20 protein-coding genes and 2 pseudogenes are annotated in these 17,684 nt (G+C 44.9%); 16 read left to right on the forward strand and 6 right to left on the reverse strand.

From position 1 onward, the window contains the following. Positions 1-147: 147 nt before the first annotated feature. On the reverse strand, positions 148-2,715 hold the full coding sequence (plsB, locus tag Q9R21_RS05100; protein ID WP_253144454.1) for a glycerol-3-phosphate 1-O-acyltransferase PlsB: 2,568 nt from the start codon (positions 2,713-2,715) through the stop codon (positions 148-150). Positions 2,716-2,998: 283 nt separating this feature from the next. Here plsB and Q9R21_RS05105 point away from each other — a divergent pair, with 283 nt between their 5' ends. Beyond that, positions 2,999-3,871, forward strand: a complete 873-nt coding sequence (locus tag Q9R21_RS05105; protein ID WP_004645045.1) for an acyl-CoA thioesterase II — start codon at positions 2,999-3,001, stop codon at positions 3,869-3,871. A gap of 174 nt (positions 3,872-4,045) precedes the next feature. Further along, positions 4,046-5,293, forward strand: coding sequence for a dicarboxylate/amino acid:cation symporter (locus Q9R21_RS05110; RefSeq protein ID WP_311203855.1), 1,248 nt, complete (start codon positions 4,046-4,048; stop codon positions 5,291-5,293). Positions 5,294-5,568: 275 nt separating this feature from the next. Here the strand turns inward: Q9R21_RS05110 and yihA are convergent. The 5 genes and pseudogenes from yihA to Q9R21_RS05135 form a co-directional block, all read right to left on the reverse strand. Next, positions 5,569-6,345 (reverse strand): annotated as a pseudogene (gene yihA / locus Q9R21_RS05115) (ribosome biogenesis GTP-binding protein YihA/YsxC); the annotation flags it as partial. 105 nt (positions 6,346-6,450) lie between these two features. Further along, positions 6,451-6,891 carry an Rrf2 family transcriptional regulator gene (locus tag Q9R21_RS05120; protein WP_253144455.1) on the reverse strand — a complete coding sequence of 147 codons (441 nt, stop codon included), beginning with the start codon at positions 6,889-6,891 and terminating at the stop codon, positions 6,451-6,453. 97 nt (positions 6,892-6,988) lie between these two features. Beyond that, entirely contained in the window at positions 6,989-7,750 is a 762-nt protein-coding gene (locus Q9R21_RS05125) for a globin domain-containing protein (RefSeq protein ID WP_005101211.1), read from the reverse strand. Positions 7,751-7,903: 153 nt separating this feature from the next. Continuing rightward, complete coding sequence (locus tag Q9R21_RS05130) at positions 7,904-9,454, reverse strand: helicase HerA-like domain-containing protein (RefSeq protein ID WP_311203856.1); 1,551 nt, start codon at positions 9,452-9,454, stop codon at positions 7,904-7,906. Positions 9,455-9,472: 18 nt separating this feature from the next. After that, a complete protein-coding gene (locus Q9R21_RS05135) occupies positions 9,473-10,675 on the reverse strand; it encodes a PLP-dependent transferase (RefSeq protein ID WP_311203857.1) in 1,203 nt (400 codons plus the stop codon). A 163-nt stretch (positions 10,676-10,838) separates the two neighbouring features. On the opposite strand from Q9R21_RS05135, the gene Q9R21_RS05140 reads away from it, so the two are divergent. From Q9R21_RS05140 to rplX, 14 genes and pseudogenes are all read left to right on the forward strand, one after another. Then, complete coding sequence (locus tag Q9R21_RS05140) at positions 10,839-11,573, forward strand: type 1 glutamine amidotransferase (protein ID WP_311203858.1); 735 nt, start codon at positions 10,839-10,841, stop codon at positions 11,571-11,573. Positions 11,574-11,845: 272 nt separating this feature from the next. Further along, positions 11,846-12,157: a 30S ribosomal protein S10 gene (rpsJ, locus tag Q9R21_RS05145; RefSeq protein WP_000070912.1), complete on the forward strand. Its 312-nt coding sequence runs from the start codon at positions 11,846-11,848 to the stop codon at positions 12,155-12,157. Between the two features lie 60 nt (positions 12,158-12,217). Continuing rightward, the gene (gene rplC / locus Q9R21_RS05150; RefSeq protein WP_253144458.1) at positions 12,218-12,856 is read left to right on the forward strand and encodes a 50S ribosomal protein L3; all 639 of its coding nucleotides are present in this window, start codon (positions 12,218-12,220) and stop codon (positions 12,854-12,856) included. 11 nt (positions 12,857-12,867) lie between these two features. Beyond that, a complete protein-coding gene (gene rplD, locus Q9R21_RS05155; RefSeq protein ID WP_004281511.1) occupies positions 12,868-13,470 on the forward strand; it encodes a 50S ribosomal protein L4 in 603 nt (200 codons plus the stop codon). Then, the gene (gene rplW / locus Q9R21_RS05160) at positions 13,467-13,787 is read left to right on the forward strand and encodes a 50S ribosomal protein L23 (RefSeq protein ID WP_004281510.1); all 321 of its coding nucleotides are present in this window, start codon (positions 13,467-13,469) and stop codon (positions 13,785-13,787) included. The genes rplD and rplW overlap by 4 nt, the downstream gene beginning before the upstream one ends. Before the next feature lie 11 nt (positions 13,788-13,798). Beyond that, positions 13,799-14,623 carry a 50S ribosomal protein L2 gene (rplB, locus tag Q9R21_RS05165; RefSeq protein WP_004281509.1) on the forward strand — a complete coding sequence of 275 codons (825 nt, stop codon included), beginning with the start codon at positions 13,799-13,801 and terminating at the stop codon, positions 14,621-14,623. Positions 14,624-14,642: 19 nt separating this feature from the next. Continuing rightward, entirely contained in the window at positions 14,643-14,918 is a 276-nt protein-coding gene (gene rpsS / locus Q9R21_RS05170) for a 30S ribosomal protein S19 (RefSeq protein ID WP_004281508.1), read from the forward strand. Positions 14,919-14,929: 11 nt separating this feature from the next. After that, positions 14,930-15,259, forward strand: a complete 330-nt coding sequence (gene rplV, locus Q9R21_RS05175) for a 50S ribosomal protein L22 (RefSeq protein ID WP_001982638.1) — start codon at positions 14,930-14,932, stop codon at positions 15,257-15,259. A gap of 1 nt (position 15,260) precedes the next feature. Next, positions 15,261-16,077 (forward strand): annotated as a pseudogene (gene rpsC, locus Q9R21_RS05180) (30S ribosomal protein S3). Further along, positions 16,017-16,430, forward strand: a complete 414-nt coding sequence (gene rplP, locus Q9R21_RS05185) for a 50S ribosomal protein L16 (RefSeq protein ID WP_004281506.1) — start codon at positions 16,017-16,019, stop codon at positions 16,428-16,430. Before rpsC ends, rplP begins: the two are co-directional and overlap by 61 nt. Further along, on the forward strand, positions 16,430-16,627 hold the full coding sequence (gene rpmC, locus Q9R21_RS05190) for a 50S ribosomal protein L29 (protein ID WP_004281505.1): 198 nt from the start codon (positions 16,430-16,432) through the stop codon (positions 16,625-16,627). The genes rplP and rpmC overlap by 1 nt, the downstream gene beginning before the upstream one ends. Further along, entirely contained in the window at positions 16,624-16,881 is a 258-nt protein-coding gene (gene rpsQ / locus Q9R21_RS05195; RefSeq protein WP_004281504.1) for a 30S ribosomal protein S17, read from the forward strand. Before rpmC ends, rpsQ begins: the two co-directional genes overlap by 4 nt. Positions 16,882-16,972: 91 nt before the next feature. Beyond that, positions 16,973-17,341 carry a 50S ribosomal protein L14 gene (gene rplN, locus Q9R21_RS05200; RefSeq protein ID WP_004281503.1) on the forward strand — a complete coding sequence of 123 codons (369 nt, stop codon included), beginning with the start codon at positions 16,973-16,975 and terminating at the stop codon, positions 17,339-17,341. Positions 17,342-17,350: 9 nt separating this feature from the next. After that, positions 17,351-17,668 (forward strand): 50S ribosomal protein L24, encoded by a 318-nt coding sequence (rplX, locus tag Q9R21_RS05205; protein WP_004281502.1) that lies wholly within the window; start codon positions 17,351-17,353, stop codon positions 17,666-17,668. Positions 17,669-17,684: the final 16 nt, after the last annotated feature.

The raw sequence follows: 17,684 nt of genomic DNA on the forward strand, positions 1-17,684 counted from the left end.
TTGTTTTTAAAAACCATGTTTTAAAAATTGCTCAGGAAAGGGAATGCTCCTATTTAAATAACGGTATTAGCTTCCCAGTTTTTACTTCTTATAAACTCTTAAATAAAAAAGAGAGGCCTTAGCCTCTCTTTTTTATTTAATTTAATCTTACTTCTTCTTCCGCTTCGCGCGTTTCTTGGCTTGTTCAGCCGCAACTGCATCCAAAGCTTCTTTCAGTTCTTCATCCGTAAAGTCGGTGATGTGGTGCAGCATTTGTAGCTTCACTTCATCCAGTACCAAATCTGCATATTGAGCCACATTGGTTAGCTGCTCATCAAAGACAATCGCATTGTCTTCATTGGTACACAGATAACCTTTTTGGGTTAAGACTTTAATAAAGCTCTGGAATAGGGCTTTGTCGAAGAACTCAGGTGAGTTGAACTCATATAGCACAGACAGGCGCTGTCCCACCAGATAACTCAGCTCTTCGACCTGACGGGTCGAAATATTGCCAGAACCACGCTGGGTAATCAGTGCCAAAGTCATGTAGTAACGTTCCAGACTTTGGGTTACTGGTGCAGCTAGAACTTCAAGCTGATGATGTGCTTCTGTATTTGGTGCAGGTGCAATCAGGTTTTCACCATCTTGTGTAATCAGTTTTGAGGCAATTAAGCTGTCAATATGCGCATTCACCTGATCCTGAATCTCATCTTCATGCCATTTTAAAAACAGTTCAGCTTTGAGGAATGGGTACAGGGTACTGCTGATATTCACGACATCATGACGACGAATGGTACCGTTATGTTCAACTAGGGCTGCAATCAAAGATGGCAGCACAAAAGTGTGCACAATATTATTACGGAAATACGTCAGCAGAACTGCCTGATTATCTTCAATCGCAATAATATCTCCCAGTACATGCTTGACCCGCTTGATCAGTTTCAGCTTCATCGCATAGGCAATAATTTCCTTGCCAGAAAGTGGCGTCACCTGCATGCGCTCATCATAAGGCAAGGCAGCTAGCAAGGTGCGATAGGTATCTAGCTGCTTGATACAGATCTCTTCATCCAGCGTATGTTTCGGCGTAGCCAGCAAGATTAAAGACAATAACGATACTGGATTGATCACGACCGCACTGTTGATATTTTCCAGAATGGCCTGTGCCGAGCTATTCACTGCATCAGAAACGGCTTGTGGAATCGGATCATCATTCTTTTCGATCTTGATATGTTCTGCGCCATGCTGTTTCAGAATATCATCCAGAAACACTGGGTTACCGAAGTTCAGGTGCACCTTGCCAAAAATGCGTTCAATCTTGCGCAGGGTTTTCAAAATACCAAAAATAGACTCAGCTTCTTTTGGCTTGCCACTCATTTCACCGACATAAGTGCCACCTTCCATCAGGCGTTCATAGCCAATATAGGTTGGCAAAAACACAATCGGTTTAGATTTGCCACGTAAATGACCATGTACGGTCATCGCCAGCATCCCGGTTTTTGGCGGAAGCAAACGACCGGTGCGTGAACGGCCGCCTTCAATAAAGTATTCCAGCGGGGTATTACGTGACAGGACGCTATACAGATATTCTTTGAACACCGTGGTATACAGGGCATTGCCGCGGAAAGTACGGCGAATAAAGAAAGCGCCACCACCACGTAAAATCTGACCGACAAAAGGCATATTGAGGTTATCGCCCGCAGCAATATACGGCACCATCAAGCCACGGCGATAGATCACATAAGACAATAATAAATAGTCAATGTGACTGCGGTGACATGGGGTATAGACAATTTCATAATCTTTGGCCAATTCACGCACGGTACTGAAATTATGGACTTCTACGCCGTCATAAAGCTGGGTCCATAAGCGGGTCAGGGCCTTGTCGGCAAAACGTACGGTAGAATGAGAATAATCGGAAACGATTTCGTTCAGATAGCCAATGGCACGACGTTCAGATTCCAGCATCGAGATTTTGCTGCGAATACTGTCATTGCGAATCGCCGCCTGTACATCTGGTGACTTGATTAGGCCATGCATCACATTACGGCGGTCAGACAAATCCGGCCCGAGAATGACTTCACGCTGACCATCCAGGTAATCATTTAAAGTGCTGACAATATAGGTGGCCGGCGCTGAATTTGGATGCGTCTCTTTGGCAAAGTTAATCAAGGTGCGTAAAGACTGTGGTTCATGGAACTCTAAATAAGACTGGCGACCATGCAGGCCGATATTGACCAGTTGCTTGACCCGGCTTGGCGTAGACCAGGTATCGGTAAATAAAAGCTTAAACCAAGAATCTTCTTTCTCGGGTTCGCGTCCCCAAAGTACTGTTACCGGTACCAGTTCGACATCCAGCTCAGGATGCTGTTCCAGAATTTCAATCAGGCGTAACAGGCGCGGCGGGAAAGCATGGGGTGGTGAGCTCAGCAAATTATTTTCATCATGATGCTGTAAAAACAGTACCGATGCTTTTTCCTTGTTGTTTCCGAGTTGCATTGGATCAAGTGCAGCCGGTAATTTTAAGCGGCGTGTTTCTGCATCGACCACGAGCGCATTACTACGTGAATGGTTCTGTAAAACGTAGCAGACCAGCTTTTGCGATTCTGCTGTAGTCTGATCAGATTCAGGTGCTGTCACTTCACTTGGTACTTCCCCAAGAACATGAGGGGTAACCACAAGATCAAGTAACTTACTTGAAAGCTTGCGATACATTTGACCAAAGCCATTCTTGGACATAGCTGCTCCTAATTTTACTGACCAAAACCACAGGACTTCTGAGGGAATTTATTTTGCGGGTTTCTAAAGCGAAACAATATATCTTTTTTTAACAACTTCAACAGAAGTGCTTCAATTTTAGCGTGAAAGCAGGTGCTTTTCCTAGTCACTTATGACATCAGTATGACAGAACAGTCATGCAAACTTTAGAGTTTCGGTCTGATTTTGTGGCAGAATATTCCAGATCAATTATTTAGATCCTTTTTTCCATTTTGGGATATCTCCAATATTAGATAGGTTGCTTATGAATGCCTTAACACAGGAACTGGTCGAGCTGCTCAGCTTAGAAAAGTTAGAAGAAAACATTTTCCGGGGAATCAGCCGGAATCTGGTGGGCAAGCGCGTGTTCGGTGGGCAGGTTTTAGGGCAGGCACTACGCGCCGCATCTTATACCACAGACCGTCCAGCACATTCATTACATGCCTATTTTCTGTTTGGCGGGGATGTCAATGCACCGATTATTTATGAAGTGGATCGTATCCGTGACGGCAAGAGCTTTGTCAGCCGTCAGGTGCGCGCTATTCAGCATGGCCGTACCATTTTCATGTGTATGGTGTCTTTCGCGCATCAGGAAGAAGGGCTAAATTACCAGATTTCAGAGCCTGAATATCCACCGGCAGAAAGCCTGAAAAATGAAGCGGAACTGATCAAACAGATTATTGAGTTTATTCCGGAAAATGTCCGTGCATCTTTCACTCGTGATCGTCATGTGGAAATTCGTCCGGTCAATCCGCAAAATCCATTCCAGCCTCAACCTGAAGCACCGTCTTATGCGCACTATATCCGTACGCATGACCGTATTGCTGCAGAAGTCGATCAGATCTCCTTGCATCAGGCCATTGCTGCTTTCTATTCTGACTTTACCTTGATGACCACGGCGCTTCGTCCACATGGTCTGAGTTATATTTCGCCAAGCTTACAATGTGCCAGTATTGACCATGCCATGTACTTCCATAAACCATTCCGTGCGGATGAATGGATGCTTTACGATATGGATGCCACCCAGAGCGCCAGTTCGCGCGGCCTGAATTTTGGCCGGATGTGGCAGAACGGCGAGCTGGTCTGCAGTACCTCTCAGGAAGGTCTGATCCGCTTACGTGAAATCGAAACACAGTAATTTTTCTTCCTGCTCAAAAAGTCGAATCCCTGATTCGGCTTTTTGTTTTTAAGCCGGATGAAAAAGGCCATTTGATGCCATGCTTCAACCATGCGTTTATAAAATATTACTCGATTCTATAGACACTGCATGGCATAGTGCGGCTTAAGATCAATATTAAAAATGCATGAAAAGATGAGCTTAAATACGCAAATTTTAATTGCCGCCGTATTGGGGGTGCTGTTTGGATTTCTATTGACGATATTTCCGCAGACCTCATTTTTTGATATCAGCTTATATGGCATCGGCATCGTCAGCAGTATTTTTATTGGCTTGTTAAAAATGCTGTTAGTACCCCTGATTTTTAGCTCGATCGTGGTCGGCGTATCCAATCTGCAGGCGGGTGGGCAACTGAGCCGAACCTGGAAAATCACCCTGATGTGTTGTGTGACCACCACCACCTTGGCGCTCATTTTAGGTCTGGCATGTGCACATCTGTTTGATGTCGGTAAGGGTGTTAATGTGCTGATGTTCCAGGATGCTATGGCACAACATCAAACGCCGGATACGCTCACGCCATCTTCTTTCTTTACCAATTTTATTCAGAATACCCTGATCAATCCATTTAAAGCCTTTGCCGATGGCAATGTCTTGGCGGTGGTGGTCTTTGCCTTATTTGTGGGTGTGGCACTGGTTGCGGGAGGAGATAAATTCCGTACCGTGCGCAAGCTGAGTCACCAGTTTTTTGAAATCATGATATTGATGATTGGCTGGGTGATGAAACTGGCACCGCTCGGTATTTTTGCCTTATTGGCCAAATTAATTGCCACTGAAGATGTTTCAGTTCTCAGTCGTCTGGCTGAATTCGCTGCGGTAGTCACCGGTACGACGATTTTTCATGGCATCGTGGTCTTGCCTTTATTGCTGTGGATTTTTGGCAAGATGGATCCGGTCACGTTCTTTAAAGGTACACGGGCTGCCTTGATTACTGCATTTGCTACCAGTTCCAGTTCGGCCACCATGCCCTTATCGATGAAATGCGCACAGGAAAATTTAGGGGTACGCCCACATACTGCAGGCTTTGTGATCCCACTTGGTACACAGTTGAATATGGATGGTACGGCGCTGTATGAAGCAGCTGCAGCTCTGTTTATTGCCAATTTAATGGGACTGGATCTGAGTCTGGGGCAGCAACTGGTGGTCTGCGCCACGGCGATGATTGCATCCTTAGGTGCACCAGGAATTCCGAGTGCCGGTATGGTGACCATGATCATGGTCTTGCAGTCGGTCGGTTTGCCTGCCGAGGCGATTGCTATTCTTTTACCGATCGACCGTTTACTGGATACCGTACGCACAGTGGTGAATGTTCAAGGGGATATGATGATCAGTGTGGTGGTGGACCGGCATACGCGTGAACCCAATCTTCAAGCTACAGATAGCTAAAACATTTAAAAAATAAAAAAAGCAGGCCATTGGTCTGCTTTTTTATAAGGTAAGTTTTAATAAATCCAGAACGATCCCAGACCATTGCGGTGATATGGATCTTAATCCGGTGAATGCTTATTCTGATTCAATTCATCTGCCGCTTTAAGCTCGGATTGATCTTGCTCCAGTAATTCCAGCGGTTCTTCAGCTTCATTTAAATCATGTGTCGATACTTCGGCAACATGCTCCGAATCGGATTCACTAAGCTCGAGCTCTTCAAGCGGTTCATCAGATTCATTTAAATCATGCGCTGATGCTTCCGGAATACTGTCCAGATCATATTCAGAGGCTTGATCTAAGGTAAAGTTCAAACGGCCACCCATGACACTGGCCAGTTCTTCTAAACCTTGTTTGTTCATGGAGGAAAACAGTTGAATCGAGAAATCCAGCTTCATCTTTTTCAATGCCGCTTTGACTTCCTGCAAGGCTTTGGATGCAGGACCACGGTTTAGTTTATCTGACTTGGTTAACAAGACATGCACGAACAACTGGCGGGAATAAGCCCATTCCAGCATCATCACATCAAAGTGTTGCAGGGGATGGCGGATATCCATCAGCAATACTAGGCCTTGTAAGCTCTGGCGGTGAATCAGGTAATTTTCCAGTTCTTTTTGCCAGACCAATTTCATTTTTTCAGGCACAGCCGCATAACCATAACCGGGTAAGTCGACCAGACGCTGATCCGGATTGCCCAGGCTGAAAAAGTTGATCATCTGGGTACGGCCAGGTTTTTTCGATGCACGTGCCAACTGTTTCTGGTTGGTCAAGGCATTAATCGCACTGGACTTACCCGCATTTGAGCGGCCGGCAAAAGCAATTTCATAGCCAGTATCTTCTACACAAAGACTGAGTTTGGGTGCACTCATTAAAAATTCGGCTTTGCGTAGCCAGTTGAGTGCGCGCACAGAATATTCAGTAATGGCAGAATCAACTTTTTTCTCGTAGCTGATCTTTTGCTTAGGCGCATGGGCTGTCTTACTGTTTTTGGATTTTCCTCTGCTGTGGTGCATAACTCAACTTCAATAAATGATCTACAATGAAACATTATAAAGGAAGTCGCACAGGCAAGCGAACTTTGCCGCAAGAATAAGTCACAAGACATGACCCTGAAGACTTTAAAGATTAATCAGGCTGATCGGAGAATTTGTACTGAAACGCGCATTTCGTGGCCTAATCACATCTTTAAGCACATATTGGTCCAGACTGCTATAAAACTGTTCCACGGCATCATCTAAAATACCTTTTAAACCACAGGTCGGACGTAATACGCAGGGTGGGCTATTGCATTCCACTACATTGCTGTCGCGTTGCAGGATCCGCACAATCTGTCCCAGCTGGAGGTTCAGGCTGGCCGGATTTAAACGTATGCCGCCACCTTTACCACGTGTGGTAATCAGCCACTCCTGTTTCGCCATAAAATGCACGATTTTCATGGCATGATTTTGTGAAACCTGTAATCGCTCGGCAAGTTCTGCAATGGTATAGGGGAGATCACGTGGCTGTGCGACATACATCAGAATCCGAAGCGCATAGTCAGTGAATTTATTGAGTTGCATAACGTCAACAGCTAGAAAATGAAAGAATTGAATGTTAAAAGCTCCACGAATGGAGCTTTTAATCAGAATCTGATGCTAGTCTAAACCGTTTTTGCAATTAAAGCTTGAGCGGGGCAGACACTTCAACTACATCACCAACTTTGTAGTGGTCGATCAGTGTCTGTGCAACCGAGAATGCGGTTGGATTTTCTTCCGCTTTCACAGTAATTTGATATTGCTCGTTTTGAGCCTGATCAAAGCTAAACTGTTGTGGTTGACGAATGTGCTGTTCAGGCACCTGTACACGTACTGAAATATGTTCACCGGCTTCAGCACTTGCAATCGCTGCACCATCTTTAGCTTTAAGTGTAAAGATTTTACCTGCGTCGGTATCATTGACTGCTGCTACTTCAAATTCGCGCCAGCCCGCCCAGCCACCATTTTCAGAAGCTAGGGTGGCATATTTAGATTTTTCCACACCAATCAAAATATCTGCCAGTTGCATATACGCTTCTTTCCAGGCTGCAATCAGGTCTGAGTCCATGGGTACATCTAAAACTTCGCTGATCGAGTGCAACAGGTTCTCACCGACAATCGCATATTGATCCGGTTGAATATCCAGGCTGACATGTTTAGTGGTAATGCGTTCGATGGCTTTGGCCAAAACGCCCGGATTGGTAATGTTTTCAGCATAGGCAAGTACTGCGGCAGCCAAGGCACGTGGTTGACGGCCAGTACTTTGATGATCCATGTTGAAGGTGTTTTTCAACTCTGGATGGTTGTTCAGCATGCGGTTATAGAAATACGTAGTAAGTGCTACGCCGTTTTCACGTAAAACAGGAACAGTCGCTTGTACAAGTTCAATATGTTGTGGAGTCATGAGAGCTATCTACAGATGTTTTTTAAAAGATGTATTTAAATTACATCTTTTAAAATAGCTTTACAATAGCGCATAGTCATAAAACCATAAAAAAATTATGGGATATAAGAATATCCCATAAAAAGTGTGATGATGATCGGAAAAGGAGGGGGATTATTTGCGGCCAAACAGCGAACCCAGTAAGCCGCGCACAATTTTCTGCCCAGTACTCCCGCCCAGGCTACGGGCAGCACTTTTGGCAAAGGTGCCGACAATATCCTGAGTCAGTTTTTCTCGTTGCTTGGCTGCGCGTTCAGCTTCTTTTTGCTGTTCTCGTGCCAGACGTTCCTGTTCTTTAATTTGCTGCTTGGCAAGAGCTTCCTGTTCTTTGCTTTGCTGTTTGGCAAATTCGGCGGCCTGAGCCTGTTGCTGGCGTTCTGCGACCTTGTTTTGCAGCATTTCGTGGGCGCTGTCCCGATCGACTGGCTGCTCATAAATACCGGCGACAATACTTTGCTGCATGAGAGCCTTGCGTTCTTCAGGCGAGATCGGCGTAAAGGATGAATGCGGCGGCATGACCCAGCCACGTTCTACAATTTGTGGAATGCCTTTTTCATCCAGGCAGCTAATTAGAGCCTCACCTACTGCTAACTCGGTAATCACCTGATCGACTTTAAATTCAGGATTGGCTCGGAAAGTCTCTGCTGCGGTTTTCACTGCTTTTTGATCTTTGGGAGTGAAAGCCCGCAAAGCATGTTGAACCCGATTGCCGAGCTGGCCTAAGACACTTTCAGGCAAGTCCAAAGGATTTTGCGTGACAAAATAAATCCCTACACCTTTCGAGCGAATTAGACGCACCACCTGCTCAATTTTATCCTGTAGGGTAGGGCTGGCATTATCAAACAAGAGATGGGCTTCATCAAAGAAAAACACCAGTTTAGGTTTGTCCGGATCGCCGACTTCGGGAAGCTGTTCAAACAGCTCGGAGAGCATCCACAGTAGGAAAGTAGCATATAGCTTGGGTGTATTCATCAGCTTGTCGGCCGCCAATAGGTTGATATTGCCACGGCCCTGACTATCCGTCTGCAAAAAGTCCATCAGATCCAGCGCCGGTTCGCCAAAAAACTGGTCACCGCCTTGGTCAGCCAGTGCCAATAAGTTGCGTTGAATAGCCCCGAGACTGGCGGGTGAAAGATTGCCATATTCAGCTTTAAACTCAGCCGCATGTTCAGAGACATAACTCAGCATGGCTTTCAGGTCTTTAAAGTCAATCAGCAATAAACCCTGATCATCGGCAATCCGAAACACGGCAGATAAAACGCCTTCCTGGGTGTCATTCAGATTCAGCATTTGAGCAAGCAGTAGCGGGCCAATTTCAGAAATGGTAGTGCGAATCGGATGACCCTGTTCGCCAAATAAATCCCAAAACACCACTGGTGAGGCTGCAAAAGGAATGGACTCGATATTGAGACTTTTAATCCGTTCATCAAATTTGGGGCTGCTTTCACCTGCTTTGGCCAGGCTGGAAACATCGCCTTTGGCATCGGCGAGGAATACAGGTACACCAATTCGAGAAAAGCTCTCCGCCAATACTTTTAAGGTTACAGTCTTTCCGGTACCAGTGGCACCTGCAATCAAGCCATGTCGATTGGCAAGTTGGGAATGCAGCACAATATCCTGCGTGGTATCCGTGGTTTTTTTAGCAATAACAATTGGTGTACCCATAGCTTTTCCTGTTATTTATTATTCATTTTTAAGTTTTTTCATTTGTTCTCGTGCATGCTGAATATCTTGAATCAAATCTTCCGGATGTTCCAGTCCAATACAGAAACGAACCAGCAAGCCGTCTTTTAAGTGTGAATGTTCCAGCACACGCATGTCTTTTAAGTTATATAACATGACCAGACTGACAGGGCCACCCCAACTAAAGCCTAGCTTAAACAGTTTTAAACTATCACAGAAATTCCGGATATCCTGCATTACGTATGTGCTGTCAAAGATCACGCTGACCAGGCCGGCACTATCACCTTGCTTGCAAATTTCTTTCCAGTACTGATGGCCTGCACTGTCCGGATCTGAAGGATGAAGTACTTGCACAAACTCGGTTTGCTGTTTAAGCCATGTCATTAATGTAAGCGCACTGTTGGATTGATGTTGATATCGCAGTTGCATCGAAGCCAGACTACGTTGTATCTGTGCCACATCATCACCAGAAACACTAATGCCCTGAATGGCATGCGCACGGAACAGTTTGTGATGCAGGGTCTTATCTCGCGTAACCACTGAGCCCATCAGGATATCACCACCGCCGCTTGGATATTTGGTCAGTGCATGTACCGTCATATCTACACTTAAATGCTCTTCACTAAAATCAAAGGCATCAAAAGCCAGACCTGCGCCCCAGGTATTATCCAGCGCAGTAAGAATATTGTGTGCCTGAGCTTTTTTCACTAAACCAGCCAGATCCGGAAATTCCAAGGTGACTGAGCCAGCAGCCTCGAGCCAGATCAGTTTGGCTTTATCTGTAGGCTGAAATGTATCAAGCTCTATGGGATTGTAGACCTTAACCGTAATTCCATAACGCTTTTCCAGATTGCGTAAATGTTCCATGTTTGGACCATAGATATTGTCAGCCACCCAAACCTCATCTCCTTGGCTTAAAAAGCAAGAATTCACGAGATTAATCGCGGATAAACCACTCGGTGCGAGCAGGTGATATAAACCACCTTCGAGCTGTGCGATGTTATCGCCCAGCGTAAAGGTCGTAGGCGTGCCATGCGTGCCATAACTATAATCATAGTCATCGGTCCAATGGCGATTAAACAGGGCATCGGTATTGTTAAAGATAATGGTCGATGCACGATAGAGGGGAGGCTGAATGGTAGAAATCGCTTGAGGAGCCTTTCGTGGTGCATGAATCAGGCGAGTTTGAGAGTCTTGTTTCACGTGAATGCGCTCAAATGTAATCAAATATTACTCTAGCTTAAGAGAATCTGTGACTCACTGCCAGTTACGTTGTGAATTGTTTAAAAACAACAAGTCTTATAAAAAGTTGGCTTCATTTTTGCAAAACCTAAATCTATATAGCTAAAAAAATAGGTTGAGGAGCATGAAGTCGCATTTAAAAGTGCATTATTTTCAGCATATTGCTGGTGAAGGTTTTGGTAGTTGTTATGAATTTTTAAAGCAGCATCAGGCGCACATTACAGCGACTGAATTTTTTGCTTTACCCGTGGATCGAACGCTGGAGATCGAGGCGCTGCCTGCAGTGGAAGAGGTGGATTTGCTGATCATTATGGGGGGAACCATGAGTGTGAATGATGAAGCGAATTTCCCTTGGTTAAAAATAGAAAAACGCTGGTTGCGTCGCTATCTTTCGCATGGCAAACCGGCAATTGGCCTGTGTCTGGGTGGGCAATTGATTGCAAATGCTTTAGGTGCAGGTGTTAGTCGCAATCCAGAACAGGAATTGGGGTGGACCACGGTGCACAGAGTGACGAATCTACCAGAGACGTGTTTTAGCTTGCCGGAGCAATTTAATATTCTGCAATGGCACAATGAAACATTTGAATTGCCCAAAGGTGCAGTCCATCTGGCAGAAAATGAGGCCTGTCGTAATCAGATGTACCAGTTGGGCAGAAATGTATTGGGCTTCCAGTTTCATCCGGAAATCACGCCGGAAACCCTGGCATTGTTTTTGGAAAATGAAGAAGAGCTTGCGCAATTTTCAGGAAAATATGTGCAAAATTTATTTGAATTAAAAAAAACCACGAAGCAAAAATTTATTGAAGGAAATCAGATATTAAATCGTGCAATAGAATATGTTTTGGCAAAAACCGCCTAATATTTAAACAATAAACTATTGTTTTAAGTCATAAATTGAAAACTTGGATAAAACCATAAAAGAGATTTGCTTATGCATTAAACAATGGCTATAATAAGCGACCCTTCAATAGGAAGGGGGTTAACTGCGAATAAAGTAGTTAACTATCGTTACAGTCGTGGCATCGATCATGACCTTAGTGATATTTCACTGCTCTTGACACTTGCCCACATAAAGTGGGGTGAGATGCGTCAAGAGTGATTCTTTATATATTTGGCTTGGAGTTTACTGGTATGTCTAACCAGAGAATTCGTATCCGTCTTAAGTCTTTTGATCATCGCCTGATTGATCAATCAGCTCAAGAAATCGTAGAAACCGCAAAACGTACTGGCGCACAAGTGTGTGGTCCAATTCCAATGCCAACACGTATTGAACGTTTTAACGTTTTAACATCACCACACGTAAACAAAGACGCGCGTGACCAGTACGAAATCCGTACTTACAAGCGTTTGATCGACATCGTTCAACCTACAGACAAAACTGTAGATGCATTGATGAAGTTAGATCTTGCAGCTGGTGTTGATGTTCAGATCGCATTGGGTTAAGGCTTTCGGGTTAATTAACACTCTAAGTTAATTAGGCCGCTTTTTTAGAGGTTTATGCACATGGCTATTGGTTTAGTCGGTCGCAAGTGCGGTATGACACGTATCTTTACAGATGCTGGTGTTTCTGTGCCTGTTACAGTGATTGAGGTTGATCCTAACCGCATCACTCAAATCAAAACGCTTGAAACTGATGGTTATCAAGCGATTCAAATCACTACTGGTGAACGTCGCGAATCTCGAGTAACTAACGCTCAGAAAGGCCACTTTGCGAAAGCGGGTGTTGCAGCTGGTCGTCTAGTTCAAGAATTCCGTGCTTCAGAAGCTGATCTTGAAGGTCGTGAAGTTGGTGGTACGCTTACCGTTGAATTGTTCCAGGTTGGTCAAGTTGTTGACGTAACTGGTCAATCTAAAGGTAAAGGTTTCCAAGGTGGTGTTAAGCGTTGGAACTTCCGTACGCAAGATGCAACTCACGGTAACTCAGTTTCTCACCGTGTTTTAGGTTCTACTGGTCAAAACCAGACTCCTGGTCGCGTATTCAAAGGCAAAAAAATGGCTGGCCATTTAGGTGCTGAACGCGTAACTACACAGGGTCTTGAGATCGTTGCTATCGACACAGAACGTTCAGTTCTAGTTGTTAAAGGCGCGGTTCCTGGTGCTACTGGTGGCGACGTAATCGTTCGTCCTACGATCAAGGCCTGAGGGGAAATAACGTGAATTTAAATACTGTTTCCGGCTCTGCTGTTGAATTATCAGAAGTTGCGTTCGGTCGTGAATTTAATGAAGCTCTTGTTCACCAAGTGGTTACAGCTTATTTAGCTGGTGGCCGTCAAGGTTCAAAAGCTCAGAAATCACGTGCAGACGTTTCTGGCGGTGGTCGCAAGCCATTCCGTCAAAAAGGTACTGGCCGCGCTCGTGCTGGTTCTATTCGTAGCCCAATCTGGGTTGGCGGTGGTAAAACTTTTGCTGCTCGTCCACAAGACTGGTCTCAAAAAGTAAACCGTAAAATGTACCGCGGTGCTATGCAATGCATCCTAGCTGAACTTGTTCGTCAAGATCGCCTAGTTTTAGTTGAAGAGTTTGCTGTTGCAGCTCCAAAAACTAAAGAATTGCTTGCAAAACTTAACGACTTGAATGCGACTCGCGCATTGATCGTTACTGATGCTGTTGATGAGAACTTGTATCTTGCTGCGCGCAACATTCCACACGTTGATGTGGTTGATGCTGCTGCAATCGATCCGGTTAGCTTGATTGCGTTCGACAAAGTTGTTATGTCTGTAGCTGCTGCTAAGAAAATTGAGGTAGAACTCGGATGAACAACGAACGTATCTATCAAGTCCTGCAAGGACCTGTATTCTCAGAAAAAGCACAAGTTTTAGGTGAAACTGCTGGTGTTCAAGTGTTTAAAGTTGCATTAAATGCAAACAAGCTTGAAATCAAAAAAGCAGTGGAACAACTCTTTGGTGTGGAAGTTGTTAAAGTTAACACGACTATCACTAAAGGTAAGTCTAAACGCTTTGGTAAAACATTAGGACGTCGTTCTGATGTTAAAAAAGCATACGTCACCCTGAAAGCTGGCCAAGATGTTGAAATGGCTGACTTGGGCGATACCGCTGAAAGCACAGCGGAATAAGGACGAGAATTATGCCTATTCAAAAATGTAAGCCAACGTCTCCAGGACGTCGCTTTGTAGAGAAAGTGGTTCACGATCACCTTCACAAAGGCGCACCATACTCTCCGTTGGTTGAAGCTAAAAAACGTACTGGCGGCCGTAATAACAACGGTCACATCACGACTCGTCACGTTGGTGGCGGTCACAAGCAGCACTACCGTCTAGTTGACTTTAAACGTAACAAAGATGGTATTCCTGCAACTGTAGAGCGTATCGAATACGATCCTAACCGTACTGCACACATTGCACTTGTATTGTATGCTGACGGTGAGCGTCGTTATATCATCGCTCCTAAAGGCCTTCGCGCTGGCGATAAAGTACAGTCTGGTAACGATGCTCCAATTCGTCCAGGTAACTGCTTGCCGCTTCGCAACATGCCTATCGGTTCTACTCTTCACAACATCGAACTTAAAATCGGTAAAGGCGCGCAGTTAGCTCGTTCAGCTGGTACTTCAGTTCAGCTGTTGGGTCGTGACGGTTCTTACGCTATCGTTCGTCTGCGTTCAGGCGAGATGCGTAAAATTCACGTTGAATGCCGTGCTGTGTTAGGTGAAGTATCTAATTCAGAAAGCAACCTTCGTTCACTAGGTAAAGCTGGTGCATCACGCTGGCGTGGTGTTCGTCCTACCGTTCGTGGTATGGCGATGAACCCAGTTGACCATCCACACGGTGGTGGTGAAGGGCGTAACAAAGGTATTCAACCTGTAAGCCCATGGGGTCAAAAAGCTAAAGGGTACAAGACACGTACCAATAAGCGTACGACTAAGATGATTATTCGCGACCGTCGCGTTAAGTAACAAGTAAAGGAATCTGACAATGCCTCGTTCTCTGAAAAAAGGCCCATTCGTCGATGCGCACTTGTTCGCTAAGGTTGAAGCGGCTATCGCGGCTAATAACCGTAAGCCGATCAAAACTTGGTCGCGTCGTTCGATGATCCTCCCGGATTTTGTTGGTTTAACAATTTCTGTACACAATGGCCGTAACCACGTTCCTGTGATCGTTTCTGAGCACATGGTTGGTCACAAGCTTGGTGAATTTGCACCAACTCGTACCTATCGCGGTCACGGTGTTGACAAGAAATCTAAACGTTAATGGGTGCTATGATGGAAGTAACTGCTAAATTACGCGGTGCCGCTATCTCGGCACAAAAAGCTCGTTTGGTTGCAGATCTTATCCGCGGCAAATCTGTTGCGCACGCTCTTAACATCCTTAACTTCAGCAACAAAAAAGCTGCAGTTCTAGTTAAGAAAGCGTTGGAATCTGCGATTGCAAACGCTGAACACAATAACAGTTTAGATGTAGACGACCTTAAAGTTTCTACGATCTACGTTGATGAAGGCATGAGCCTGAAACGTATTATGCCACGTGCTAAAGGCCGTGCAGATCGTATTACTAAGCGTACTTGTCACATCACCGTTAAGGTAGGGGTTTGATATGGGTCAGAAGGTTCATCCAATCGGTATCCGCCTAGGTGTTGTGAAACGTCATAACGCTAACTGGTATGCGAATCCGAAACAATACGCTGAATACTTGCTTAAAGATCTTCAAGTTCGTGAGTTTTTGATCAAAAAACTTAAAAACGCGATGATCAGCAACATTCTTATCGAACGCCCTACAGGCGCTGCTAAAGTAACTATTAGCACTGCTCGTCCAGGTATCGTAATCGGTAAAAAAGGCGAAGATATTGAGAAACTACAACGCGAATTAACATCTATCATGGGTGTTCCTGCGCAAGTAAGTATCAATGAAATTGATCGTCCAGACTTAGATGCGCGTCTAGTTGCTGAAGCGATCGCTTCTCAATTAGAAAAACGTGTAATGTTCCGTCGTGCTATGAAGCGTGCGGTTCAAAACACAATGCGTGCTGGTGCTAAAGGTATCAAAGTAGAAGTTTCAGGCCGTTTAGGTGGTGCTGAGATTGCTCGTACTGAGTGGTATCGTGAAGGTCGTGTACCTCTACATACGCTTCGTGCAGATATCGACTATGCGACTATGCGTGCTGAGACTACTTACGGTACGATCGGTGTTAAAGTTTGGATCTTCCGTGGTGAGATCTTGGGCGGCATGAAACAAGTCATGAACCCAGCTCCAGCTGAAGAACGTCCAGCTAAACGCGGTCGTGGTCGTGGTGAAGGTCAAGAGCGTCGTGGTCGTCGCAATGATCGTTCTGCTGAAAAAGGAGAATAATCCATGTTGCAACCTAAGCGTACTAAATTCCGTAAAGTGCAGAAAGGCCGTAACACTGGTCTAGCACACCGCGGTAGCACAGTATCTTTCGGTACTATTGCACTTAAATCAGTTGAACGTGGTCAAATGACTGCGCGTCAAATTGAAGCAGCGCGTCGTACAATTAGCCGTCGTATTAAGCGTGGTGGTAAGATCTTTATCCGTGTATTCCCGGACAAACCGATTACTTCTAAGCCTCTTGAAGTGCGTATGGGTAAAGGTAAAGGTTCTGTGGAATATTGGGTTTGCCAAATCAAACCAGGTAAAGTCTTGTACGAAATTGATGGTGTTAACGAAGAATTGGCTCGCGAAGCGTTTACGCTTGCAGCAGCTAAGCTTCCGTTTAAAACCGCTATCGTGACTCGGACGGTAATGTAATGAAAACTAAAGATCTACGTGAAAAGTCGGTAGAAGAGTTGACAGCTTTGCTTGATGAGCAACAGCTTAACCAATTCCGTCTTCGTATGGCGAAAGCAACTGGTCAATTGGGTAAATCGCATGAAGTTGCACTTACTCGTCAGACTATTGCTCGTATTAAGACCCTCCTTACCGAAAAACAGGGGAACGGACAATGAGTGATAAAACAGTCCGCACGTTAACTGGCAAAGTTGTAAGCGACAAGATGGATAAATCTATCGTTGTACTTATTGAACGCCAAGTTCAACACCCGTTGTATGGCAAATTAATCCGCCGTTCAACAAAATTACATGCTCATGATGAGAACAACACAGCTAAAGCTGGTGATGTTGTAACCATTAAAGAAAGCCGCCCAATTTCTAAAACTAAGTCTTGGACTCTAGTTGAAGTTGTTGAAGCAGCTGCTGAGTAATTAACGTTCTTGTTGCATCATCGGTCAATTTCGAGTACTCTTTGAGCCTTTCGAAATTTCGACCGGTGTTGCTCGGTTTTGGAGTAGGGCAATGATTCAGACCGAAACTATGCTCGACGTAGCAGACAACAGTGGTGCACGCCGCGTACAATGTATTAAAGTACTTGGTGGCTCGCATCGTCGTTATGCTTCTGTTGGCGACATTATTAAAGTTACTGTAAAAGAAGCAATTCCACGCGCACGTGTTAAAAAAGGTGACGTGATGAATGCGGTTGTGGTTCGTACAAAATTCGGTATCCGTCGTGCAGACGGTTCAGTGATTCGTTTCGACGATAACGCTGCTGTTATTTTGAACAACAACAAAGCGCCGATTGCAACTCGTATTTTCGGACCAGTGACTCGTGAACTTCGTACTGAACAGTTCATGAAAATTATTTCATTGGCTCCTGAAGTTCTATAAGAGGCGATCATGGCTAAGATTAAAAAAGGCGATCAAGTAATTGTGATCGCAGGTAAAGAAAAAGGCAAACAGGGTACTGTTCTGTCTGTTTCTAATGACCGTGTTAAGGTTGAAGGCCTTAACTTGGTGAAGAAGCATCAGAAGCCGAACCGTGCTACAGGCGCTGAAGGTAGCGTTGTAACTCAGGAAGCTTCGCTTCATATTTCAAACGTGGCAGTTTTTAATGCTACAACCCAAAAGGCTGACCGTGTTGGTTACCAAGTGATTGATGGCGTGAAAACTCGCGTATTCAAATCAAATGGTGAATCAGTGGCGGTAGCGAAGTAATAGGTTGATATAGGCC

This window comes from Acinetobacter sp. RG5, assembly GCF_031844265.1.
Classification (GTDB): Bacteria; Pseudomonadota; Gammaproteobacteria; order Pseudomonadales; family Moraxellaceae; genus Acinetobacter.